The organism is Streptomyces sp. NPDC097129 (assembly GCF_055668065.1).
Genome location: NZ_JBVOQE010000003.1, coordinates 647,494 through 664,692 on the forward strand (window position 1 = coordinate 647,494; position 17,199 = coordinate 664,692).

General features: G+C 75.6%; 15 protein-coding genes and 1 pseudogene. 5 read left to right on the forward strand and 11 right to left on the reverse strand.

What is annotated here, in order from left to right:
- Window positions 1-9 precede the first annotated feature (9 nt).
- The 5 genes from AC0B9F_RS13655 to AC0B9F_RS13675 all read right to left on the reverse strand — a co-directional run bounded on the left by AC0B9F_RS13655 (window position 10) and on the right by AC0B9F_RS13675 (window position 4,012).
- The gene (locus AC0B9F_RS13655) at window positions 10-507 is read right to left on the reverse strand and encodes a hypothetical protein (protein WP_472002039.1); all 498 of its coding nucleotides are present in this window, start codon (window positions 505-507) and stop codon (window positions 10-12) included.
- Between the two features lie 366 nt (window positions 508-873).
- On the reverse strand, window positions 874-1,773 hold the full coding sequence (locus AC0B9F_RS13660) for a universal stress protein (RefSeq protein ID WP_472002041.1): 900 nt from the start codon (window positions 1,771-1,773) through the stop codon (window positions 874-876).
- Window positions 1,774-1,936: 163 nt separating this feature from the next.
- On the reverse strand, window positions 1,937-2,179 hold the full coding sequence (locus tag AC0B9F_RS13665) for a DUF397 domain-containing protein (RefSeq protein WP_472002043.1): 243 nt from the start codon (window positions 2,177-2,179) through the stop codon (window positions 1,937-1,939).
- A gap of 112 nt (window positions 2,180-2,291) precedes the next feature.
- The gene (locus AC0B9F_RS13670; protein ID WP_472002045.1) at window positions 2,292-3,239 is read right to left on the reverse strand and encodes a helix-turn-helix domain-containing protein; all 948 of its coding nucleotides are present in this window, start codon (window positions 3,237-3,239) and stop codon (window positions 2,292-2,294) included.
- Window positions 3,236-4,012: a peptidoglycan-binding protein gene (locus AC0B9F_RS13675; protein ID WP_472002047.1), complete on the reverse strand. Its 777-nt coding sequence runs from the start codon at window positions 4,010-4,012 to the stop codon at window positions 3,236-3,238. The genes AC0B9F_RS13670 and AC0B9F_RS13675 overlap by 4 nt, the downstream gene beginning before the upstream one ends.
- Before the next feature lie 360 nt (window positions 4,013-4,372).
- Between AC0B9F_RS13675 and AC0B9F_RS13680 the strand changes: the two genes are divergently transcribed.
- Window positions 4,373-4,750 carry a peptidoglycan-binding domain-containing protein gene (locus tag AC0B9F_RS13680; RefSeq protein ID WP_472002049.1) on the forward strand — a complete coding sequence of 126 codons (378 nt, stop codon included), beginning with the start codon at window positions 4,373-4,375 and terminating at the stop codon, window positions 4,748-4,750.
- A gap of 82 nt (window positions 4,751-4,832) precedes the next feature.
- Here the strand turns inward: AC0B9F_RS13680 and AC0B9F_RS13685 are convergent, their stop codons facing one another.
- Together AC0B9F_RS13685 and AC0B9F_RS13690 are read right to left on the reverse strand one after the other, a co-directional pair.
- Window positions 4,833-7,184 (reverse strand): MFS transporter, encoded by a 2,352-nt coding sequence (locus tag AC0B9F_RS13685; protein WP_472002051.1) that lies wholly within the window; start codon window positions 7,182-7,184, stop codon window positions 4,833-4,835.
- Window positions 7,185-7,310: 126 nt separating this feature from the next.
- Window positions 7,311-7,541: pseudogene (locus AC0B9F_RS13690) on the reverse strand (RNA polymerase subunit sigma); the annotation flags it as partial.
- Window positions 7,542-7,834: 293 nt separating this feature from the next.
- Here AC0B9F_RS13690 and AC0B9F_RS13695 point away from each other — a divergent pair.
- Window positions 7,835-9,448: a right-handed parallel beta-helix repeat-containing protein gene (locus tag AC0B9F_RS13695; protein ID WP_472002053.1), complete on the forward strand. Its 1,614-nt coding sequence runs from the start codon at window positions 7,835-7,837 to the stop codon at window positions 9,446-9,448.
- A 65-nt stretch (window positions 9,449-9,513) separates the two neighbouring features.
- Here AC0B9F_RS13695 and AC0B9F_RS13700 read toward each other — a convergent pair whose 3' ends face one another.
- Window positions 9,514-10,971 (reverse strand): FAD-dependent oxidoreductase, encoded by a 1,458-nt coding sequence (locus AC0B9F_RS13700; protein WP_472002055.1) that lies wholly within the window; start codon window positions 10,969-10,971, stop codon window positions 9,514-9,516.
- A gap of 60 nt (window positions 10,972-11,031) precedes the next feature.
- Window positions 11,032-12,267 (reverse strand): polysaccharide pyruvyl transferase family protein, encoded by a 1,236-nt coding sequence (locus AC0B9F_RS13705; RefSeq protein ID WP_472002057.1) that lies wholly within the window; start codon window positions 12,265-12,267, stop codon window positions 11,032-11,034.
- 236 nt (window positions 12,268-12,503) lie between these two features.
- Here AC0B9F_RS13705 and AC0B9F_RS13710 point away from each other — a divergent pair, with 236 nt between their 5' ends.
- Both AC0B9F_RS13710 and AC0B9F_RS13715 read left to right on the forward strand, forming a co-directional pair.
- Window positions 12,504-12,989, forward strand: a complete 486-nt coding sequence (locus tag AC0B9F_RS13710) for a DUF1360 domain-containing protein (protein ID WP_472002059.1) — start codon at window positions 12,504-12,506, stop codon at window positions 12,987-12,989.
- A gap of 5 nt (window positions 12,990-12,994) precedes the next feature.
- On the forward strand, window positions 12,995-13,465 hold the full coding sequence (locus AC0B9F_RS13715) for an AAA family ATPase (RefSeq protein ID WP_472002061.1): 471 nt from the start codon (window positions 12,995-12,997) through the stop codon (window positions 13,463-13,465).
- A gap of 135 nt (window positions 13,466-13,600) precedes the next feature.
- On the opposite strand, the gene AC0B9F_RS13720 is transcribed toward AC0B9F_RS13715, so the two are convergent.
- Entirely contained in the window at window positions 13,601-14,878 is a 1,278-nt protein-coding gene (locus AC0B9F_RS13720; protein WP_472002063.1) for a cytochrome P450, read from the reverse strand.
- A 70-nt stretch (window positions 14,879-14,948) separates the two neighbouring features.
- Complete coding sequence (locus AC0B9F_RS13725) at window positions 14,949-16,052, reverse strand: MGDG synthase family glycosyltransferase (protein WP_472002159.1); 1,104 nt, start codon at window positions 16,050-16,052, stop codon at window positions 14,949-14,951.
- 277 nt (window positions 16,053-16,329) lie between these two features.
- On the opposite strand from AC0B9F_RS13725, the gene AC0B9F_RS13730 reads away from it, so the two are divergent.
- Window positions 16,330-17,181: an SDR family NAD(P)-dependent oxidoreductase gene (locus tag AC0B9F_RS13730; RefSeq protein ID WP_472002065.1), complete on the forward strand. Its 852-nt coding sequence runs from the start codon at window positions 16,330-16,332 to the stop codon at window positions 17,179-17,181.
- Window positions 17,182-17,199: the final 18 nt, after the last annotated feature.

Here is a 17,199-nt window from a genome sequence, read left to right on the forward strand (position 1 = left end):
CGGCGGGCCTCAGCCCTGCTGGAACAGCTCCGCCGGGAGCGGCTTCAGCAGGGCGTACAGGTCGTCCGTGATGGGCCGGTCCCAGGCGGCGATGGTGACCAGGACGTTGTCGCTGCGGTCGAACTGCACGCAGGAGATGCGCGACTCCGACAGCTTCAGCCGGCGCACGATGAGGAGGTTGTCGCCCTGCAGGACGGGCACGTCCTCGGTGCCGACGACGGTCACCTCCTCGTCGTTCTCCAGCGCCAGCAGCAGCTGGGCCACCTCGAAGGGGACCTCGCCGTCGGCGACCTCGCGGGCCGGGGAGCCCTCGGGGAGGTTGCCGATGATCATGGCGGGACCGCGGCCGCCGAAGAGGTCGTAGCGCAGGTAGACGCCCTGGCAGGTGCCGTCGGGGGCGGGCAGCAGGCCGGCGCCCAGGTTTCCGGGCCAGTCGCCCGGGTCCATGGCCAGCACGTCGAAGTCGGGGCCGGCGGGGGTGGCGCTGCGGCGACGGAGGAACGACATGCGGCCATGGTACGTGCCCGGCGCCCCTCGGCGTCGTGCGGGCCGCCACCCAGGTGATCTTGCGGCGGCGTCGGTGGTGACGGGCGACGCGGGCCCGGTCGCCGCAGGGCGGGTCGCATCACTGCCGGCGTGGATCTCCGTGAGGGCGCGGCGCACTCGGTCATGGGGCGCGGCAGGCGCGCAGCCCGTGCTCGCATACGGGTTCGGCGCCTCCGCCCAGGTCGGCGCCGGTACGGCTGGCGGGCGGGCGGCTGCCGCGCCTAGTGTCCGCAGCCGCGGCCGCAGGCAAGCGGCGGGGCCGGGCTCGGCGCGGCGGGGCGCCCGCACGGGCGGAGAGGGCGCGGACGGCGGCGCGCGGGCCGCGGGTCACTCCTCCGGCGGATGCGGGGGCACGACCGCGATCGGGCACACCGCGTGCAGCAGGACCGCATGGGTGACGGAGCCCAGCAGGCGCGGGGCGAGGAGGCGTCGGCGGTGGCGTCCGACGACGACCAGGTCGGCGCCCTGGGAGGCGGTGACGAGGTTGCCCGCCGCGTCGCCCGGAAGGACGGACGGCTCGGCCCGCACCTCGGGGTGGCGTTCGCGGCAGGGGGCGAGGAAGCCGTCGGTCAGGGCGCGGGTCTCGGCCTCGACGGCCGCCTGGTCGACGGCCGGCGGCAGCATCTCGCCGGGCGTGCTCCAGGTCTGGGCCGGCCACGGGTAGGCGGCGACCACCTGGAGGCGGGCCCCGCGCGACTCGGCCTCCGTGAACGCGAATTCCAGGGTGGCCTCGTCGGGGCCGTCGGCGTTGAGGCCCACCACCACGCGGGGGCCCGGCTCGCCGGGCAGGGCGCCCTCCACCGTGCGATCGGGCCGGGGCACGATCACGACGGGGCACGGGGCGTCCCGCGCGGCGGTCATGCCGTTGGACCCGAGCAGCAGGCTGGCGAAGCCGCCGCGGCCGCGGGAGCCGAGCACGAGCAGCTGGGCGTCGGCGGCCAGCTCCGGCAGGGCGGCGGCCGGTGCGCCGTCGATGCCGACGTAGGCCGCCGCCGGGGCCGGGCCGCGCGCCTGGAGGCGGGCGCGGGCGTCGGTGAGCACCGGGTCCTCCTCCGGCGGGGGCGGCAGGACCACGGGGGCGCCGGGCTGCGCCCACGCGACGTACTGCCGCACATGGACCACCTGCAGGGGGGCCGTGCGCGCCTGGGCCGCCTCGGCGGCCCAGTCCAGGGCGCGCAGGCTGTCCTCGGAGCCGTCGACCGCCGCGATGACCGGCAGCGTGCTCATGCGTCCCTCACCTCCGGAGCGAGACCTTCCTCATCCTGGGGCCAGCCTGGCGCAGGCGGGGCCCCGGGAGCGGCTTCCAGGGTCGCGTGTCCGGAAATGGGGGCGAAAATGACGCGGGCGGCCGTCGCGGGACGCCCGCCGTCACAGGTCAGGTCAGGTCAGATCAGGTCAGGTCGAACTCGCCCTCTCGCGCGCCGGAGACGAAGGCGCCCCACTCCGCGGGCGTGAAGATCAGGGACGGGCTCGCGGGGCGGCGGCTGTTGCGCATCGCGATGAACCCCTCGACAAAAGCGATCTGGACATCCCCCAGGCCTCGGCTGCCCGACTGCCACTGGGCGTTGCTGAGGTCCAGCTCCGGCTTGTCCCAGCCCGTGAGCGGCTGGGACTGGATGGTGCTCTCGGCCACGTCCGTGCTCCTCCCGACTCGTCGTCCGCGGCCAGCCTAGCGATCGGCCGGGGACCTCAACAGGCCACGTGAGGGGGACCTTTCGGGAGCCGGGAGGTTCGGAGCCCACCCGTCACACGGGTGCCGGGGACGCCGTGAAGCAGATGCGGTCGCCGTGGGCGGGGATCAGGCAGACGCGGGCGCGGTGGGCGTCGGCCGGGGTGCGGACGGCGGTCATCGGGGTGGCGACGTAGGCCGACGGGCCGTTGCGGCCGTCGGCACGGACCTGCCGGGGCGGTGCGCCGGGCAGGGTCAGCTCGACGCGGTCGCCGGGGTGCAGGCGGGTGGCGCGGGCCCACAGCGCCCGGCAGATCGTGCCGTCGCGCAGCTCCACCCTGCGTCCCTCGGAGGCGGTGCGCTCGGCGAGCGTCACGACCATGCCCTGTCCCCCGCACCCCATGCCGACCGGGTCCCGCCCCTCGCAGGTGCGCCCGGCACAGCCGGGGTGCGGGGCGAACGAGGCCGCTGTGGCGGGCCGTTCGGCGCCTCCACGCGCCCCCGGTACGGCGAGCACGGCCAGTACGACGCCGATCGACGCGGCGGCGAGAGCGGAGAGGGCGGCCACCGCGTACCGGGTCCGGCGCCGGTGAGGCGAAGGCGCGGGGCGGTGCGCCGCGGATCCCGGGTGGTGCGGCCCGGGACCGGCGGGGTGCGGCGCCGGATCGGCGTGGTGCGGGTCGCCGTTCGTGGCCGGGGGCGCGGCGGCCGGGGCCGCGGTGACCGGGGCCGCGGTGACCGGGGGCGCGGTGACCGGGGGCGCGGCGGCCGGGGCCGCCCTGGCCCGGCCGCTCCACCGGGCGTCCGCCAGTTCCCACAGCGCCAGCAGCCGGCCGGGGTGTACGCCTGCGGTGGCGCACAGCGCCTCGACCGCGCCGCGCGGCACTGGTTGCGTACCGCCGAGGTAGCGCGCCCAGGAGGACTTGCTGTACGGCGTACGGCGGGCCAGTTGGGCCAGGCTCAGCCCGGCCCCTTCCCGCAGCGCGCGCAACTCCCGGCTCAGCTGGGCCGCTTCGGGCGTCACCGGCGCAACTCCCGCCAGGTGTCCGGCCCGACGATGCCGTCCGGGACCAGGCCCCGGCGCTGCTGGAAGGCACGCACCGCGCGCTGGGTCCGTTCGCCGTACACCCCGTCGACCCGCCCGCCGTCGAAGCCCTGGTGACGCAGGAGGCACTGCGCCTCCACCACCTCCCAGCCGGCGCTCCCGGTGTCCAGCAGCGCGTCCCGGGTCGCCGAGTAGCCGGCCGTCACCGCGCCCCGGCCGCCGGTGATCCGGTCGCAGTCGTACGCCGCGCCGCCGGGGAACGGCGACGCCGTGGGCGTGGAGAGGCCCGGCCGCGGGCTGTGCTCCGGTCCGCGCCAGAGGGCTCCGGCGAGGAACCCGGCGCCGAAGACGGCCAGGACGACGAGGGTGACGACGGTGGCGAGGAGCAGGCGAGGTGTCCGCCGCACCGTAGTGGGCGGACGGTCGGGCACGGGCGTGGGCCCGGCCGACGGGGTCCGGTCCGGCTTCGGTTCGCCGGACTGCCGTCCCGCCCGCGCCGTCTCGGCGACCTCGTACAGCAACAGCAGGCGGTCCGCGGGCGCCCCGCACACCCGGGCCAGTTCCTCCACCGCCGTACGCGGCACCGGTTTCTTGCCGTTGAGGTAGCGCTCCCAGGACGAGGAGCTGTACGACGTCTTGGCCGCGAGCGCGGCGAGGCTCAGTTCCCCCCGGTCCTTCAACCTGCGCAACTGGCCGATGAGCTGACGCTCGGAGTCGTCCAGCGCGGAGGGCAGTTCTTTCCAGCGCGTCATGTGTCTTCCCCGTACGCGTATGACGTGGTGGTCGGTGCGGTCGCCGAGGAGGACGCGGGCTGCCGGGGAGCGCGGTTGCGGCCCGGCGCGCCTGTGACCGCATCCCGACCCCGCCCAGCGTCCCACCGCTTTGTCAGGGGGCGGCACGTCCCAGCAGGTCAGGGCATGGGCCGTGCCGTCACCCACCGGCTGCCCCGGTGGCGCTGGCGGGGGCCGGATCCAGCCGGGCACCGTGTGTGCTGCCGGGGAGGGGAGCCGGGGCGCGGCGCACTCCGCACCGTCGCAGCGCACCGCACGGCGCCCCTCCCACGACACCTCACGTGACATCTCACGCGTCATCTCACGGAAAAGGAACCAGCCATGACCCTGCGCAGGAAGCTCGCCCTCACCACCGTGACCGCCGCCCTCGGCGCCGGCCTGATGCTCGGCTCGGTCGGCAGCGCCTCCGCGCGGCCCGACGTGCCGAACGTCCACCGCGGCGACCACGGCGTGCCCGTGCTGTGCGTCCAGCACGGCTACAACGACTGGGCCAAGCGCACCCACCACGCCACCATCAAGGAGGACCGGGACTTCGGCGCCGGCACCGAGAAGGCCGTCAAGCGCTTCCAGACGGCGTCGCGTCTGACGGCCGACGGCGTCGTCGGCAAGAACACCGGGAACAGCCTGCTGGACAACCTGCAGGGCGACGGCGGCTGGCGCGCCGACTGCTACCAGCACCTGCCGAGCACGCACCGCTGACCCGGCGCACGCAAGCACGGTGCCCTGTCCGCACGGGGGCGGACAGGACACCGTCGTGCCCGCCACGGGGCGGGCGCGTCCGCTACGCCGCGGGGTGGGCCAGTTCGATGTCGTGCTCCCCGTCTCCCCCGCCGGCGACGCTGATCCCGGTCGCCTTGGGCGGGTATCCGGTCGCGATCACCGTGTAGGCGCCGCTGTCGAGGTCGGAGAAGGCGTACGCCCCGTCGGCGCCGGTCGTGGTCGTGCCGACGACGTTGCCCGCGGCGTCCATCAGGGTGACCCGGGCGTCGGCGAGCGGGGCGCCGGCGCCGCGCACGGTGCCGCGGACGTACGCGCCCGCGGTGAGGTCGACGTCGACGCGGGTGACTCCGGTGGCGGATATCTCGGCGTGCTGGGCCAGCGGGCGGTGCTTGGGAGCGTTGACCGCGAGCGTGACCGGGCCGGGCACCAGATCGGTCAGGGTGAACTCGCCGAGGGCGTCGGTGCGTCCGGTGGCCAGGACGTCGCCGCGGACGTCGGTGACGATGACGACCGCGCCGGCGACGGGCGCCCCGCTGTCAGCGGACCGCACGACGCCGCTCAGCCCGCCGGAGCCGTCGAGCAGCACGTCGTGGGAGACGTCGGCGCCGGTGACGACGAGGGTGGTGGCCTGCGGCCGGCAGCCGTCCGCGGCCGCGATCAGCACATACGTCCCCGGTCCGGGCGCCCGCAGCGCGTAGGAGCCGTCGGGGTCGGCGACCGCGCGGCCCAACTGCCGTCCCTCGAGGGAGATCAGCGTCAGCGCGGCCCCCGGGAGCGGCGCGGACTCGGCGCCGCGCACCCGGCCCCGTACGTCGACTCCGCCGGGCGCCGGTTCGTCGCCGGCCAGGCCCGGGACCGTCGCCACCAGTTCGGCGACCGCCCGGGCGAGCGGTACGGCGACCGCCGCGCCGACGGCTTCCTCGCCGGTCCCGGCGACGGCCGGTGCGGGTTCCTCCGCCGGAGCGGGTGCCGGGTCCTCGGTGGCGGCGGGCGCCGCGGCCGGGCGGCGGCCCGGGATGAAGGCGGCGACCAGCAGGGCGAGGACCGCCGCCCCGCACCCGGTGGCCATCACCACCTTGAACCCGTTCTCGCTCGGCAGTGCCACCGGTCCGAGCTTCGTCGTCAGGTGGGCCAGGACGACCCCGGAGACGGCGCTCGCCACGGAGGTGCCGATGGACCGCATGAGGGTGTTGAGGCTGTTCGCGGCGGCGGTCTCGGACGGCTCGACCGCGCCCATGATCAGCGCGGGCATCGCGCCGTAGGCGAAGCCGACACCGGCGCCGATCACACAGGAGACGAGGACGAGTTGCCACACGGCGCTCATCAGCCAGATGTTCAGCCCGTAGCCGGCGGCGACGATCACCGCGCCGAGCATCAGGGTCACCTTGGGGCCCTTGGCGCGGGAGACGGCGGCGGAGACGGGCGCCGTCGCCATCATCACCAGACCCGTCGGCGCCAGGACGAGACCGGCGACCAGCATCGACCTGCCGAGTCCGTAGCCGGTCGCCTCGGGGAGCTGGAGCAGCTGCGGCAGCACCAGGGACATCGCGAACATCGAGAAACCGAACGCGATCGAGGCGAGGTTGGTGACCAGGACCTGACGGCGGGCGGTCGTGCGCAGGTCGACCAGCGGTTCCGTGGTGCGCAGTTCGTACAGGCCCCACAGCAGCAGGACGACGACCGCCGCCGCGAAGAGGCCGAGGGTGGTGGCGCTGCCCCAGCCCCAGTCCGCGCCCTTGGAGACGGCCAGCAGCAGACAGACCAGGCCCGTCGCCATGCCGAGGGCGCCGATGCCGTCGAAGCGGCCGCCGGTGCGCACCGCCGACTCCGGCACCAGGGCCAGGACCAGCGCGAAGGCCACCGCGCCGAGGGCGGCGGAGGTCCAGAAGAGCATGTGCCAGTCGAAGTGGTCCGCGATCAGCGCCGCGGCGGGCAGGCCCAGGGCGCCACCGACGCCCAGGGAGGCGCTCATCAGCGCGGTCGCCGAACCGAGGCGCTCGGCGGGCAGTTCGTCGCGCATGATGCTGATGCCGAGCGGGATCACACCGGAGGCCAGGCCCTGGAGCGCCCGGCCGACGATCATCGGCACCAGGCTGTCGCTGAGCGCGGCCGTGACCGAACCCGCCACCAGCAGCACCACACTCGCCAGCAGCAGGCGGCGCTTGCCGTACATGTCCCCGAGGCGGCCCATCACCGGCGTGGCGACGGCGGCCGCGAGAAGAGTCGCGGTGACCGCCCAGGCCGCGTCGGAGGCGGAGGCGTCGAGCAGCCTGGGCAGCTCCGGGACGATCGGGATCACCAGGGTCTGCATCAGCGAGACGACGATCCCGCCGAGGGCCAGCACCGCCACCACGAGGTTCGTCCGCCCGGGAGCGGACACCTCCTCGGCGGGCCGGGGGTGAGCGTGAGACATGGCTGTCGAGCCTCCGTGAGGGCAGCGCGCATCGATACGGCCCACGAAGGTAGGACAATTGATTGACTTAGGCAAGGAGATGGCGGAAGTGTGATCGTCTCGTGAGAACGCGGGTGGGACGGAGGGTCAACTCGCCCACTCCATAAGGCGTTCGCCCGTTTCGTGCTCCCGCAGCAGAGCCGGCGACTGCCGGCGACTGATCTTCGAGCCGGCGCACCGGCTCCCGGGTCAGGCCCACCTGCCGGGCGACCTGGCGACCTCGGGAGCCTGGAGAACGTCCGTGTCCGGGATGAGGTCGCCGACGACCGTCTCGCCCGCCTCGTCGACCGGGGTGTCCAGGCTGACGGACCGCCGCCCCCGTGGCCGAGCAGATCCGGTTCGTCGTCGAGGCCGCCGACCGGGTCGCGGCGCCGTGACGTGCGGGCCGGGGCAGGGGGCGCGCGTGACTGCGGAGGCAGCGTCCGCTCCTCGCGCTCTGCGCTGTACGAGCGCACGGGTACCCGGCGGCGCTGGAGGGGCCCGACGCCCCGGCCCGGCTGCGGGTCGTCGCCTTCGGCCGGCGGCACCGGGCGAACCGTGGGCCCGGGCACGCATGCCGGGGGCGGAACCCCGGTACTCGGCTCGCGCACCCCCGCGCAGAGGAGGAGCCGATGTCCACTCCCCTGACGGTCGACGCACGCGTCTACGGGCTGGCCGGCGACGGCACCACCGACGACCGGCCGGCGCTCGCCGCCCTGGTCGACGAGTTGGGCGCGGCCTGCGCGGCGGACGGGACGGCGCGCCGGATCCTGGTCCCGCCGGGCCGCTATGTGATCCTCGACGAGCCGGTGATGTGGCGCAGCGGGGTGTCGCTGCTCGGCGCCGGGCGCGGCGCCACCTGCTTCGTGCTGCGCAATCCCGGCCGTCCGTCCCAGCCGGTGCCGCTGGCCTGGTTCACCTCCCAGCAGCACGACGCCGGGCCGCACAACCATCTGGCCGACGTCACCTTCGCGCATTTCGAGATCGACGGGTCGGGCGCGCGGACGACCGACTACCACCCACTGGCCAAGGGGCTCGGCTTGCAGTACGTGCTGCGCGGCCGTTTCAGCGACCTGTACGTCCACGATGCCGCCGCGACCGGCTTCGGCTGCGACTTCCTGCAGGACACGGTGGTGGAGGGGGTGCTGGCCGAGCGGTGCGGGGCGCAGGATCCCGGGGAGAAGATGGGCGGCGCCGGCATCGGGATCGGGGTGGGCGGCTGGGGGGACGTGGAGCGGCTGACGGTGACGGCGTGCACGGCGACCGGCAACGGCACGAACGGGATCTTCCTGGAGTTGCAGCAGGCGCGGTGGACGCCGCCGCGGGGCATCCGGATCACCGCCTGCCACGTCGAGGACAACCGGTTCGGCATCTCCGACTGGGGCGCGGACGGGCTGCTCGTCGCCAACTGCACGATGCTCGGCAACCACGAGGCCGGGTTCGACGTGTCCTCGCAGGGCACGTCCGGGATCGGCGGGCGGGGCGGTGTCGTCACGGGCTGCGTCGTCGACGGCAACGTGCGCGACGGGATCGGGGTCGGGAACACGCCGGGGCCGTACGCCTTCCGCGGGAACCGGATCAGCGACAACGGGCGGTACGGGTACTGGGAGCACAACCTGGCGGGCGGCGACCAGGAACCGGCCACGGACGTCGTGCTGGAGTCCAACGACATCCGCGGCAACGCGCTGGACGGGGTGCGGGTGGACGCCGGGCTGCGGGAGCCGGCCTTCCTCGGCAACCGGTTCCGCGACAACGGGCGGCGGGCCGCGCCCGCGGGGGCGGGCGGCGGGGACGGGGTCCGGTACCTGGCGCGGTCGGTGATCGACGAGCACGCCGACTGGCCGGCCGGCGGCCACCTGGGCAAGCGGGTCACGGTGGGCGGGCAGAGCGCGGTGGTCCTGCGCAACACGTCGACGGAACTCACCCTGGCGCCCTGCCGTCCCGGCGCGGACACGGCCTGGAGCGAGGGCACTCCCCCGCCGGGCGCCGCCTACCGCCTGCCGGACTCGCCCGCCCCGCGGGCCGGCCTCACCGTGGCGGCCCCGCTGAGCCGCCCGCATGTGCACGGCAACCGCTTCTGGGACGACCAGGAGCCGCGCACCCAGACCCACGCCCTGTGGATCACGCCCGACGGCCTCTGGGAGGGCGGCCGCGTCACCGACAACGACTTCACCGGCAACGCCGACCGCTCCACCCGCTACGACACGGCTCCCCAGGGCGGCCGCTGGAGGGACAACGAGGCGTGAACCAACCACCCTCGGGCGTCCCGGGCGCCGGGTGGGGTCCGCATGACGCGCCCGCCGGTGAAGCCCTACTGACCCCACGCCGCCTGTGCCGGTTCCTCGTCCGGGCGGTGCAGGCGGGCGCCCTGGCGGAGCAGTTCCTGCTGGACCAGGTGGGCGGGGACCCTGCGTGGAGGGCGGCCGAGGCGCACGGCGAGGGCGGCGCAGGCGCCTGCGGCCTGGCCCGTCGCCATGGCGATCGGCATGACGCGGTAGGAGGAATGCGCCACGTGGGAGCCGGAGATGCAGCGCCCGGCCACCAGGAGGCGTTCGGTGCCCTGCGGCAGCAGGCAGCGCAGCGGGATGTCGTAGAAGCGGCCGCGCGGGACGCGTTTGAGGACCGTGCCCGTGCCGCGCGGGTTGTGGATGTCCACCGGGTAGGCGCCGTGCGCGACGACGTCCGGGAACGAGCGTGCGCCGAGGATGTCGTGGCCGGTGAGGTGGTAGTCGCCGAGGATGCGGCGGGTCTCGCGGACCCCGATCTGGGTGCCGCTCTGCACGGCGTACGCCCGCTCGAAGCCCGGCACCCGGGTGCGCAGGAAGCGGTCGATCTGCTCCATCTGGCGGCGGGCGACGCACTCGGCGCGGGTGAGGTCCCACACGTCGATGCCGAGGGCCCTGGTGACCCGCGTGCTGTTGACGCTCAGCTCATGCGGGTGCGGGGTGCCGAAGAACAGCATGTCCTCGCGGGCGAGGCGCAGTTCGCCGGCCTTGGTGGCCTCCTCGACCAGGTCCCACAGCCCGTGCACGCCGCGCCACTGGTCGGGGTGCGCGTGCACGTACCCGGCGAAGGTCTCGGGGTCGAAGTCGGCGACGCGGAACATCAGCGTCATCGGCTGCACCCGCCCGTCCTCGGGCCGCCCGACCTCGAACCGCGCCCCCGCGGCGGCCGCCACGTCGCCGTCGCCGGTGCCGTCGACGACCACGTCCGCGTCGATGACCACCGGCCCGGACTTGGTTTCGAACACCACCCGCCAGCCGTCGTCCAGGGGCAGCGCGGCGGAGGCGAAGGAGTGCAGCAGCAGCCGTACGCCGGCCTCGTCGAGCAGGTCGAGGAGGACGAGTTTGAAGGTTTCCGGGTCGAAGGGGACCGTGTAGCCGGTGTCCAGGGAGGGCGGAACGCAGCCGCCGCGCGCGGTGAGCCGGTCCAGCAGCCGCCACAGGAACCCGGCCACGACCGCCTCGCCCTCGCCGTGGTCGGAGGGCAGCAGCCGGCCGTCCGCCCCGGCCTCGTCGAACACGGCCTGCTTCTGCTCGTTGTGGAACGACATCAGCGGCATCACCAGGGCGGCGGTGGCGTTGCCGCCGAGGAAGCCGTAGCGCTCCACGAGGACCACGTCGGCGCCGGCCTCCGCGGCGGAGTGGGCGGCGGCGGTGCCGGCCGGTCCGCCGCCGACGACCAGGACGTCCGTGCGGCCGCCGTGCCGTGCCGGGCGCGGGGGCAGGGTGACGGTGCGGGGTTCTGGGGGCGGTTCCAGGAGGGGCATGTCGTCTTCCCGTCGGCTGGTTCCGGGGCGCTGGGCAGGGGGCGGCGGCTCGGTGGGAGGTCAGACCGGGAAGGCCGTGGGGGCCCGCCGGGGCGGCCCGCCACCGTCCAGGTGGTCGTCGCCGGTGGGACCGGCCGGGCCGGCCCGCAGGGTCGGCAAGGTGTCGAGGAGCGCGCCGCAGCGCACACAGGTCTCGCGGGAGCGTTCCCGCAGTTGCCGGACCCGCTCGTCGAAGTCGCCGCGTCGCTGCGGGAACTCGTCCCACAGCCGGTCCACCTCGGCCAGCAGCAGCCCGGCCTGCTCACGGGCGACACCGACCAGCGCGGGCGCGCCGAGGCGGCGGGCGAAGTCGAAGACCTTGCCGGAGTACGGCAGCGGCAGCACCGGCAGCCCGGACAGCGCCGCGAAGATCAGGAAGTGCAGACGCATCCCGACGACCAGGTCCAGGTGGCTCATGAAGCCGAGGATCTGGCCGGGGCTGTAGGCGTTGTGCAGGATACGACCGCGGTCCGGCGCGGTCATCCGGGACAGCACGCCGTGGGCGTGCCGGACGTCCTGGCGCTCCATCGGCACGAAGACGACGTGTGCGTCGAGCCGGCGGACCAGGAAGTCGGCGACGTCGGCGAGCAGTGCGTGGTAGTCGCCCTCGTCGAGCTTCTCCGCCGCCCGGCCGGGCTCGCGCACCGACATGCCGACCAGCCGCACCCCGCCCGGGACGCCCTCCTGCCGCATCATCTGCTCGGTGAACGGCTCGGGAGGCAGCAGCAGGGCCGGGTCGGCCGTGACGGTGAGGTCGCGGTCGATGCCGACCTCCTCCAGCACGAGCCGGGACTCCTCGTCGCGCACCACGACCTCCCGCATGGCCGGCAGCACCGCGCGCACCGCCGCCCGGTCGTCGGCCTCGCGCAGCGGACCGGCGCCGACCGCGTAGGCGAAGGTGGGCACGTCCCGGGCCTGTGCGGCGCCGACCAGGCGCAGATACCGGCGGGCCTCGCCGTCGTAGAGGATGCCGCCGCCGCCCAGCACCAGCAGGTCCAGGCCGGCCAGCTCGTCGAGCACGGGCCTTTGCGGGACGCCCTCCCAGTCGACGACCTCGTCGGCCTCGCGCTGGTGGGCGCGGGTGTGCTCGGCGTCGCGGCTGAAGACGACGAGCCGTGCCTGCGGCCGCTGGGTGCGCAGACAGCTCAGGACACAAGCGAGGATGGCCTCGTCGCCGGTGTTGAAGCCTCCGTAGGAGCCGAGCACACCGATACGGGGGGCGCCCCGGGCGGGCGGCGAGGGCTCGGTGACGGTCATCCGGACCTCCTCGGAACGCGACGGCGGGCACAGGCCGCCGGGCGCGCACGTCGTGCCGTCGGCACCGGGTTGCCTGCGCCGCCCGGGGGAAACACGCCCCGCGGCCCGGTACCCAGACGCGTGGGTGACGTGTTCTCGAAACGCATGGGCGATGTGTTCAGTGTGCGGTCGAGTGTGGCCGTGCGCGCGGCGGGGCACTCGGGCCCGGCCCGACGCGCCGACCAGGGAGGATTTTCATGACGGCACCCCGCTACGACGACGAGGGCGAGGTTCCCCTCGGGGGGTACGCCGCGCTCGCGACGACCTTCACGGCGGGGGCCGCGCTGTTCGCGGCCGTGGCCCGCCGCCGGGGCGTCCGGCCGCCCGAGCAGGTGCCGCCGTGGGACGTCGCCCTGATGGGCGCGGCGGTGTTCAAGACCTCCCGGCTGCTCACCCGGGACAAGATCACCAGTTTTCTGCGGGCGCCGTTCACCCGGCGCGCCCGTCAGGGCGAGGCCGGTGAGGTGATGGACGAGCCGCGCGGCGGTGGTGTGCAGCGGGCCGTGGGCGACCTGGTGTCGTGCCCGTTCTGCACCTCGGCGTGGGTGGCGGGCGTGCTGGTGTGCTCCTACGTCGTCGCTCCCCGTGGCACCCGGCTGGTGTGCGCGGGGCTGACCGCCGTCACGGCGGCGGACGTGCTGCAGTACGCCTGGACGTGGGCGCAGCAGAACGCCGAGGGCTGAGGGCGGTGGCCGAGCTGGCGGTGCTGGTGGGGCTGCAGGCGTCCGGCAAGACGACGTTCTGTGAGCGGTTCCTCCGCGACGGCCATGTGGCGGTGAGCAAGGACCGGTTCCCGCGCTCGGCCCGGCACAAGCAGGCCCGGCAGATGCGGCTGGTGGAGGAGGCTCTGGCGACCGGCCGGTCGGTGGCCGTGGACAACACCAACCCCTCGCCGGACGAGTGGCGTCCCCTGGTGGCGGCGGCGCGCGCGCACGGGGCGCGGGTCGTCGCGTACTGGTTCGCTCCGGACCTGGCGGCCTCGCTGCGCCGCAACGCCGAGCGCCCGGGTCGCGCACGGGTGCCGGACGTCGGCATCCACGCCACGCTGCGCAGGCTGCGCAGCCCCGGGCCCGCCGACGGCTTCGACGCCGTGTACGACGTCCGGTTCGACGGCCGGGGCGGGTTCGCGGTGGGGGTGGCCGACGCAAGCCGGGCGTGAGTTCGGGCGGGTGGACCGCGCGGGGCGCCTCCGGGGGGTGAGCCCAGGCGGCGCGGGCCGTAGCGAGCGCGGACGTGGCAAGCGCGGGACGTGGCGAGCGCGCCCGGCGTGGGCTCAAGCACGCCGGGCGTGAACTCAGGCGGCGGCGTGGGCCGTGCGGGGTGTCGCCGGGAGGTGGACGTCCTGGAGCACGAAGCCGTCGGCCACCCGCGCCGGGAGGCGGCGCAGGGAGATCCTGAGGTCCTGCGGTGGCACCGTGTAGTCGAGGGCGGCCAGCCGCAGGGCGAGCGCTTCGAGCAGCCCGATGGTCAGGCCCTCGCCGGGGCAGCGGTGACCGGTGGCCGGGTCGCCGCCGCCCTGCGGGATCAGCTCGTCGCGGTCGACGACGTGCCGGCGGAACCGCTCGGGCCGGAACGTGTACGGGTCGCCCCACAGCCCGGCGTCGTGGTTCTGGCCGAAGACGTCGAGCAGGACGAGCCCGCCGGCCGGCACCGGCACGCCCTGCCAGGTGAGGTCCTGGACGGCGAGGCCGCCGAGGTAGGGCGCGAAGGGGTAGAAGCGGCGCACCTCGTGCACGAACGCGGCGGCGTAGGAGAGGTCACCGCCGCGCAGCCGCTCGCGGTGCTGCGGCCACCGGTGCAGGGCGTGCGCGGCGTAGGCCACGAACCAGGAGACGGCGACCGTGGGGCGGACGACGTTCAGCAGCTCGACGGCGGCCGTGCGTGCGTCCAGCTCCTCCCCGCCGGTGTCCCGGTGACGGCACACGGCCGCCAGCACGGAGCCCTCGGGGGCTTCGGCCCGCCCGGCGCGCACGTCCTCGACCAGCCGGGCGAAGCGTTTCTCCTGCCGGCCGCGGGCGCGGCGGCCCCGCCAGTGGCGGGGGCCGGCGGTGGCGAAGCCGTCGACCATCGCCACCAGGTCGTGCGCGAGCCGCTCGGTCTCGCCGCCGTCCTCGTCGAGCGGGACGCCCGCCCAGCGGCACACGCCCCGGGTGAGCACCTCGGCCGCCGCGTCGAACAGCACCACCTGCCGGGCGGCGCCCCAGTCCCGTACGGCGTCGTCCCAGGCCACGGTCACGTGCTCGACGAGGGCGGCGATCCGGTCGCCGTGCAGCAGGGGCAGGAACAGCCGCTTGCGGGCGCGGTGGGCGTCGCCGTCCAGGGTGTGGACGGCGCCGTGCCCGAACAGGGTGCTCAGCACGGGGCCCGGGAGCGCGCCGGAGCGGTGCACATGGTCCTCGTCGTAGAAGAACCGCACCGCCTCCGGCCCGCGTACGACGAGCGCGGGGCGGCCCAGGACGCGGGTGGCCGCCGCGCCGCCGGGGGCGTGGCGCAGCAGGCCCGGCAGCCAGGTGTAGCCCTGGGCGAGGGCCGCCAGGGTGCGGTCGGGCACGAGGCGGTCGGTGACGTTCATGCCGGCCGGGTGCCCCGGCGGCCGGCCGGGAACACGCCCGACGGTGATCACACCGGTGTCCCGCGATGGCTCACGCCGGCACCGTGCGGGCGCTCTCGGTCACCCGGGTCAGCACGTCCTGCCGGAACAGCGCGCGCCCGCGCGCGATCCGCTCCGTGCGCTCGGGGCCGTCGGCGGTGAGCCGTTCGAGTGAGGCGAGCAGGGCCTTGTCGTCGGCGGCCGCGTCGGACAGGCCGAGCGCCGCCATCCGGGCGACGCCCTCGGCGCCGTGGCCGGGCACGGGCCGGTGGGCGACGACGGGCAGCCCCGCGGCCAGGGCCTGGACGGCGGTCTGGCCCGCCGCGTTGTCGACGAGCGCGCGGGCCGCGTGCAGCAGCCCCGGCATGTCCTCGACCCAGCCCGGCGTCAGTACGCCCGGCAGTTCGGCGCAGCGGGCGCGCAGGCGGTCGTTGCGGCCGCACAGTACGACGGGGAGAAAGCCCGCGCGGGCGAGCAGCCGGGCGGTGCCGGGCAGCCGGGAGGCGGCTCCCCAGGCGCCCGCGGACAATACGACGGGCCGGTCACCGTGGGCGTGGCGGGCGAAACGCTCGCGCCAGTGGGCGGCGCCGGCCGGTGCGCTGTCTCCGGCGGCGGCACGCAGGGAGTCGTTCTCGGGTGCGAAGAAGTCGGGGGACACCACGGGGCCGGTCGCCTCGGCCGGGGTGCCGGTGTCCTCGCGGACCTCGCGGGCGGCCTGCTCGGTGAGGCAGAAGTAGCGGTCGTTGCCGGGGTGCAGCCACTGGCGGTGGACCGCGAAGTCGACGAGGCACACGGTGCTCGGCACGCCGAGCAGGCCGCGCTCCCGCAGATGGCCGGTGAGCTGCGCGGCGAGGTGGAAGACGGGCACGACCACGTCGGCGCCGCCGTCCTCCACCCGCTCGAGGAACCGTCCCGCGGCGAGCCGGGCCAGCGGCACACCGCTGGGGCGCGGCCCTTCGCCGCGGCGCAGCAGCGCGCGGTAGACACCCTCGTAGGCCCAGGGGGCGTGCAGGACGGAGGACCGGTAGCCGCGACGCACCAGTCCGCCCAGGGGGTGGGGCAGCAGGCCGAGGACGTCGAGGACGTCGGCCCGGTGACCGCGTTCCCTGGCCCGGCGCACGAGTTCGGCGGCCACGGTGTCGTGGCCCGCGCCCATGCTCGCGCTGACGACCAGGATGCGCCGGGGCCCGCCCGTGGCGGCGGCGGAGGTGTCGTTCACGTCTTCCGGCTGTCCCCCGCACCGCCACCGCCCAAACGGTCACGGGCCCGGGGCAGGCCCGCGTGCCGGGCGGCGCCGCCCCTCCGGGCGGCCGCGTTCCGGGCCCTCATGGGAACGGAATCACCCGGTCCGCCCCGGGTCGTGGGCGTTTCGGCAGGCTTCGGAGGGGATACTCCTCTCCGGCGTTCTCCGTCGCACTCCGAGGTCACCTGACATGCCCCGTGCCCCGCTCAGTGCCCGATCCGCCCACCAGACGCCCGCGGGCGTGCCGGGCCGGGTCGCCGATCCCGGGCTGCTCGGCGCCGACGGCCGGCCCGCGCACCGGGGCGTGGCGGTGGTGACCGGCGCGTCCTCCGGCATCGGCGCGGCCGTCGCCCGCCGGCTGGCCGCCGCGGGTGGCTGGTACCTGGTGCTCAACGGCCGCGACATGCTGCGCCTGGAGCGCGTCGCCGGGCAGGCGTCCGGCGCCGTCTTCCCGGCGGATCTGACCGCGCCCGGCGCCGACCGGCGGCTGACCGACTTCGTGCTGGACCGCACCGGCCGGGTGGACCTGCTGGTGGCGGGCGCGGGCATCGGCTGGGCCGGCGACTTCCGCACCATGCCGCCGCGCTCCATCCAGGACGTGATCGACGTGGACCTCACCGCGACCATCGGGCTGGTGCGGCAGATGGTGCCGCACATGGTCGGGGCGGGCTCCGGACGGGTGGTGCTCGTGGGCTCTCTCGCGGGCGCCGTCGGGGTGCGCGGCGAGGCGGTCTACTCGGCCGCGAAGGCCGCGCTCGGCATCTTCGCCGACGCGCTGCGTTACGAACTGGAGGGCACCGGGGTGCGGGTCAGCCATGTGGTCCCGGGGGTCGTGGCCACACCGTTCTTCGAGCGCCGGGGCGAGCCCTACCGGCGTGCGCGGCCCAAGCCGGTTCCGCCGGAGCGGGTTGCCGACGCCGTCTGGCGGGCCGTGCGCCGGGACCTGGACGAGGTGTACGTCCCCGGCTGGCTGCGGCTGCCCGTGCGGGTGCACGGCATGGCGCCGGGCCTGTACCGGCGGCTCGCCGCCCGGTTCGGGTGAGCCGCGGGATGAGTCACC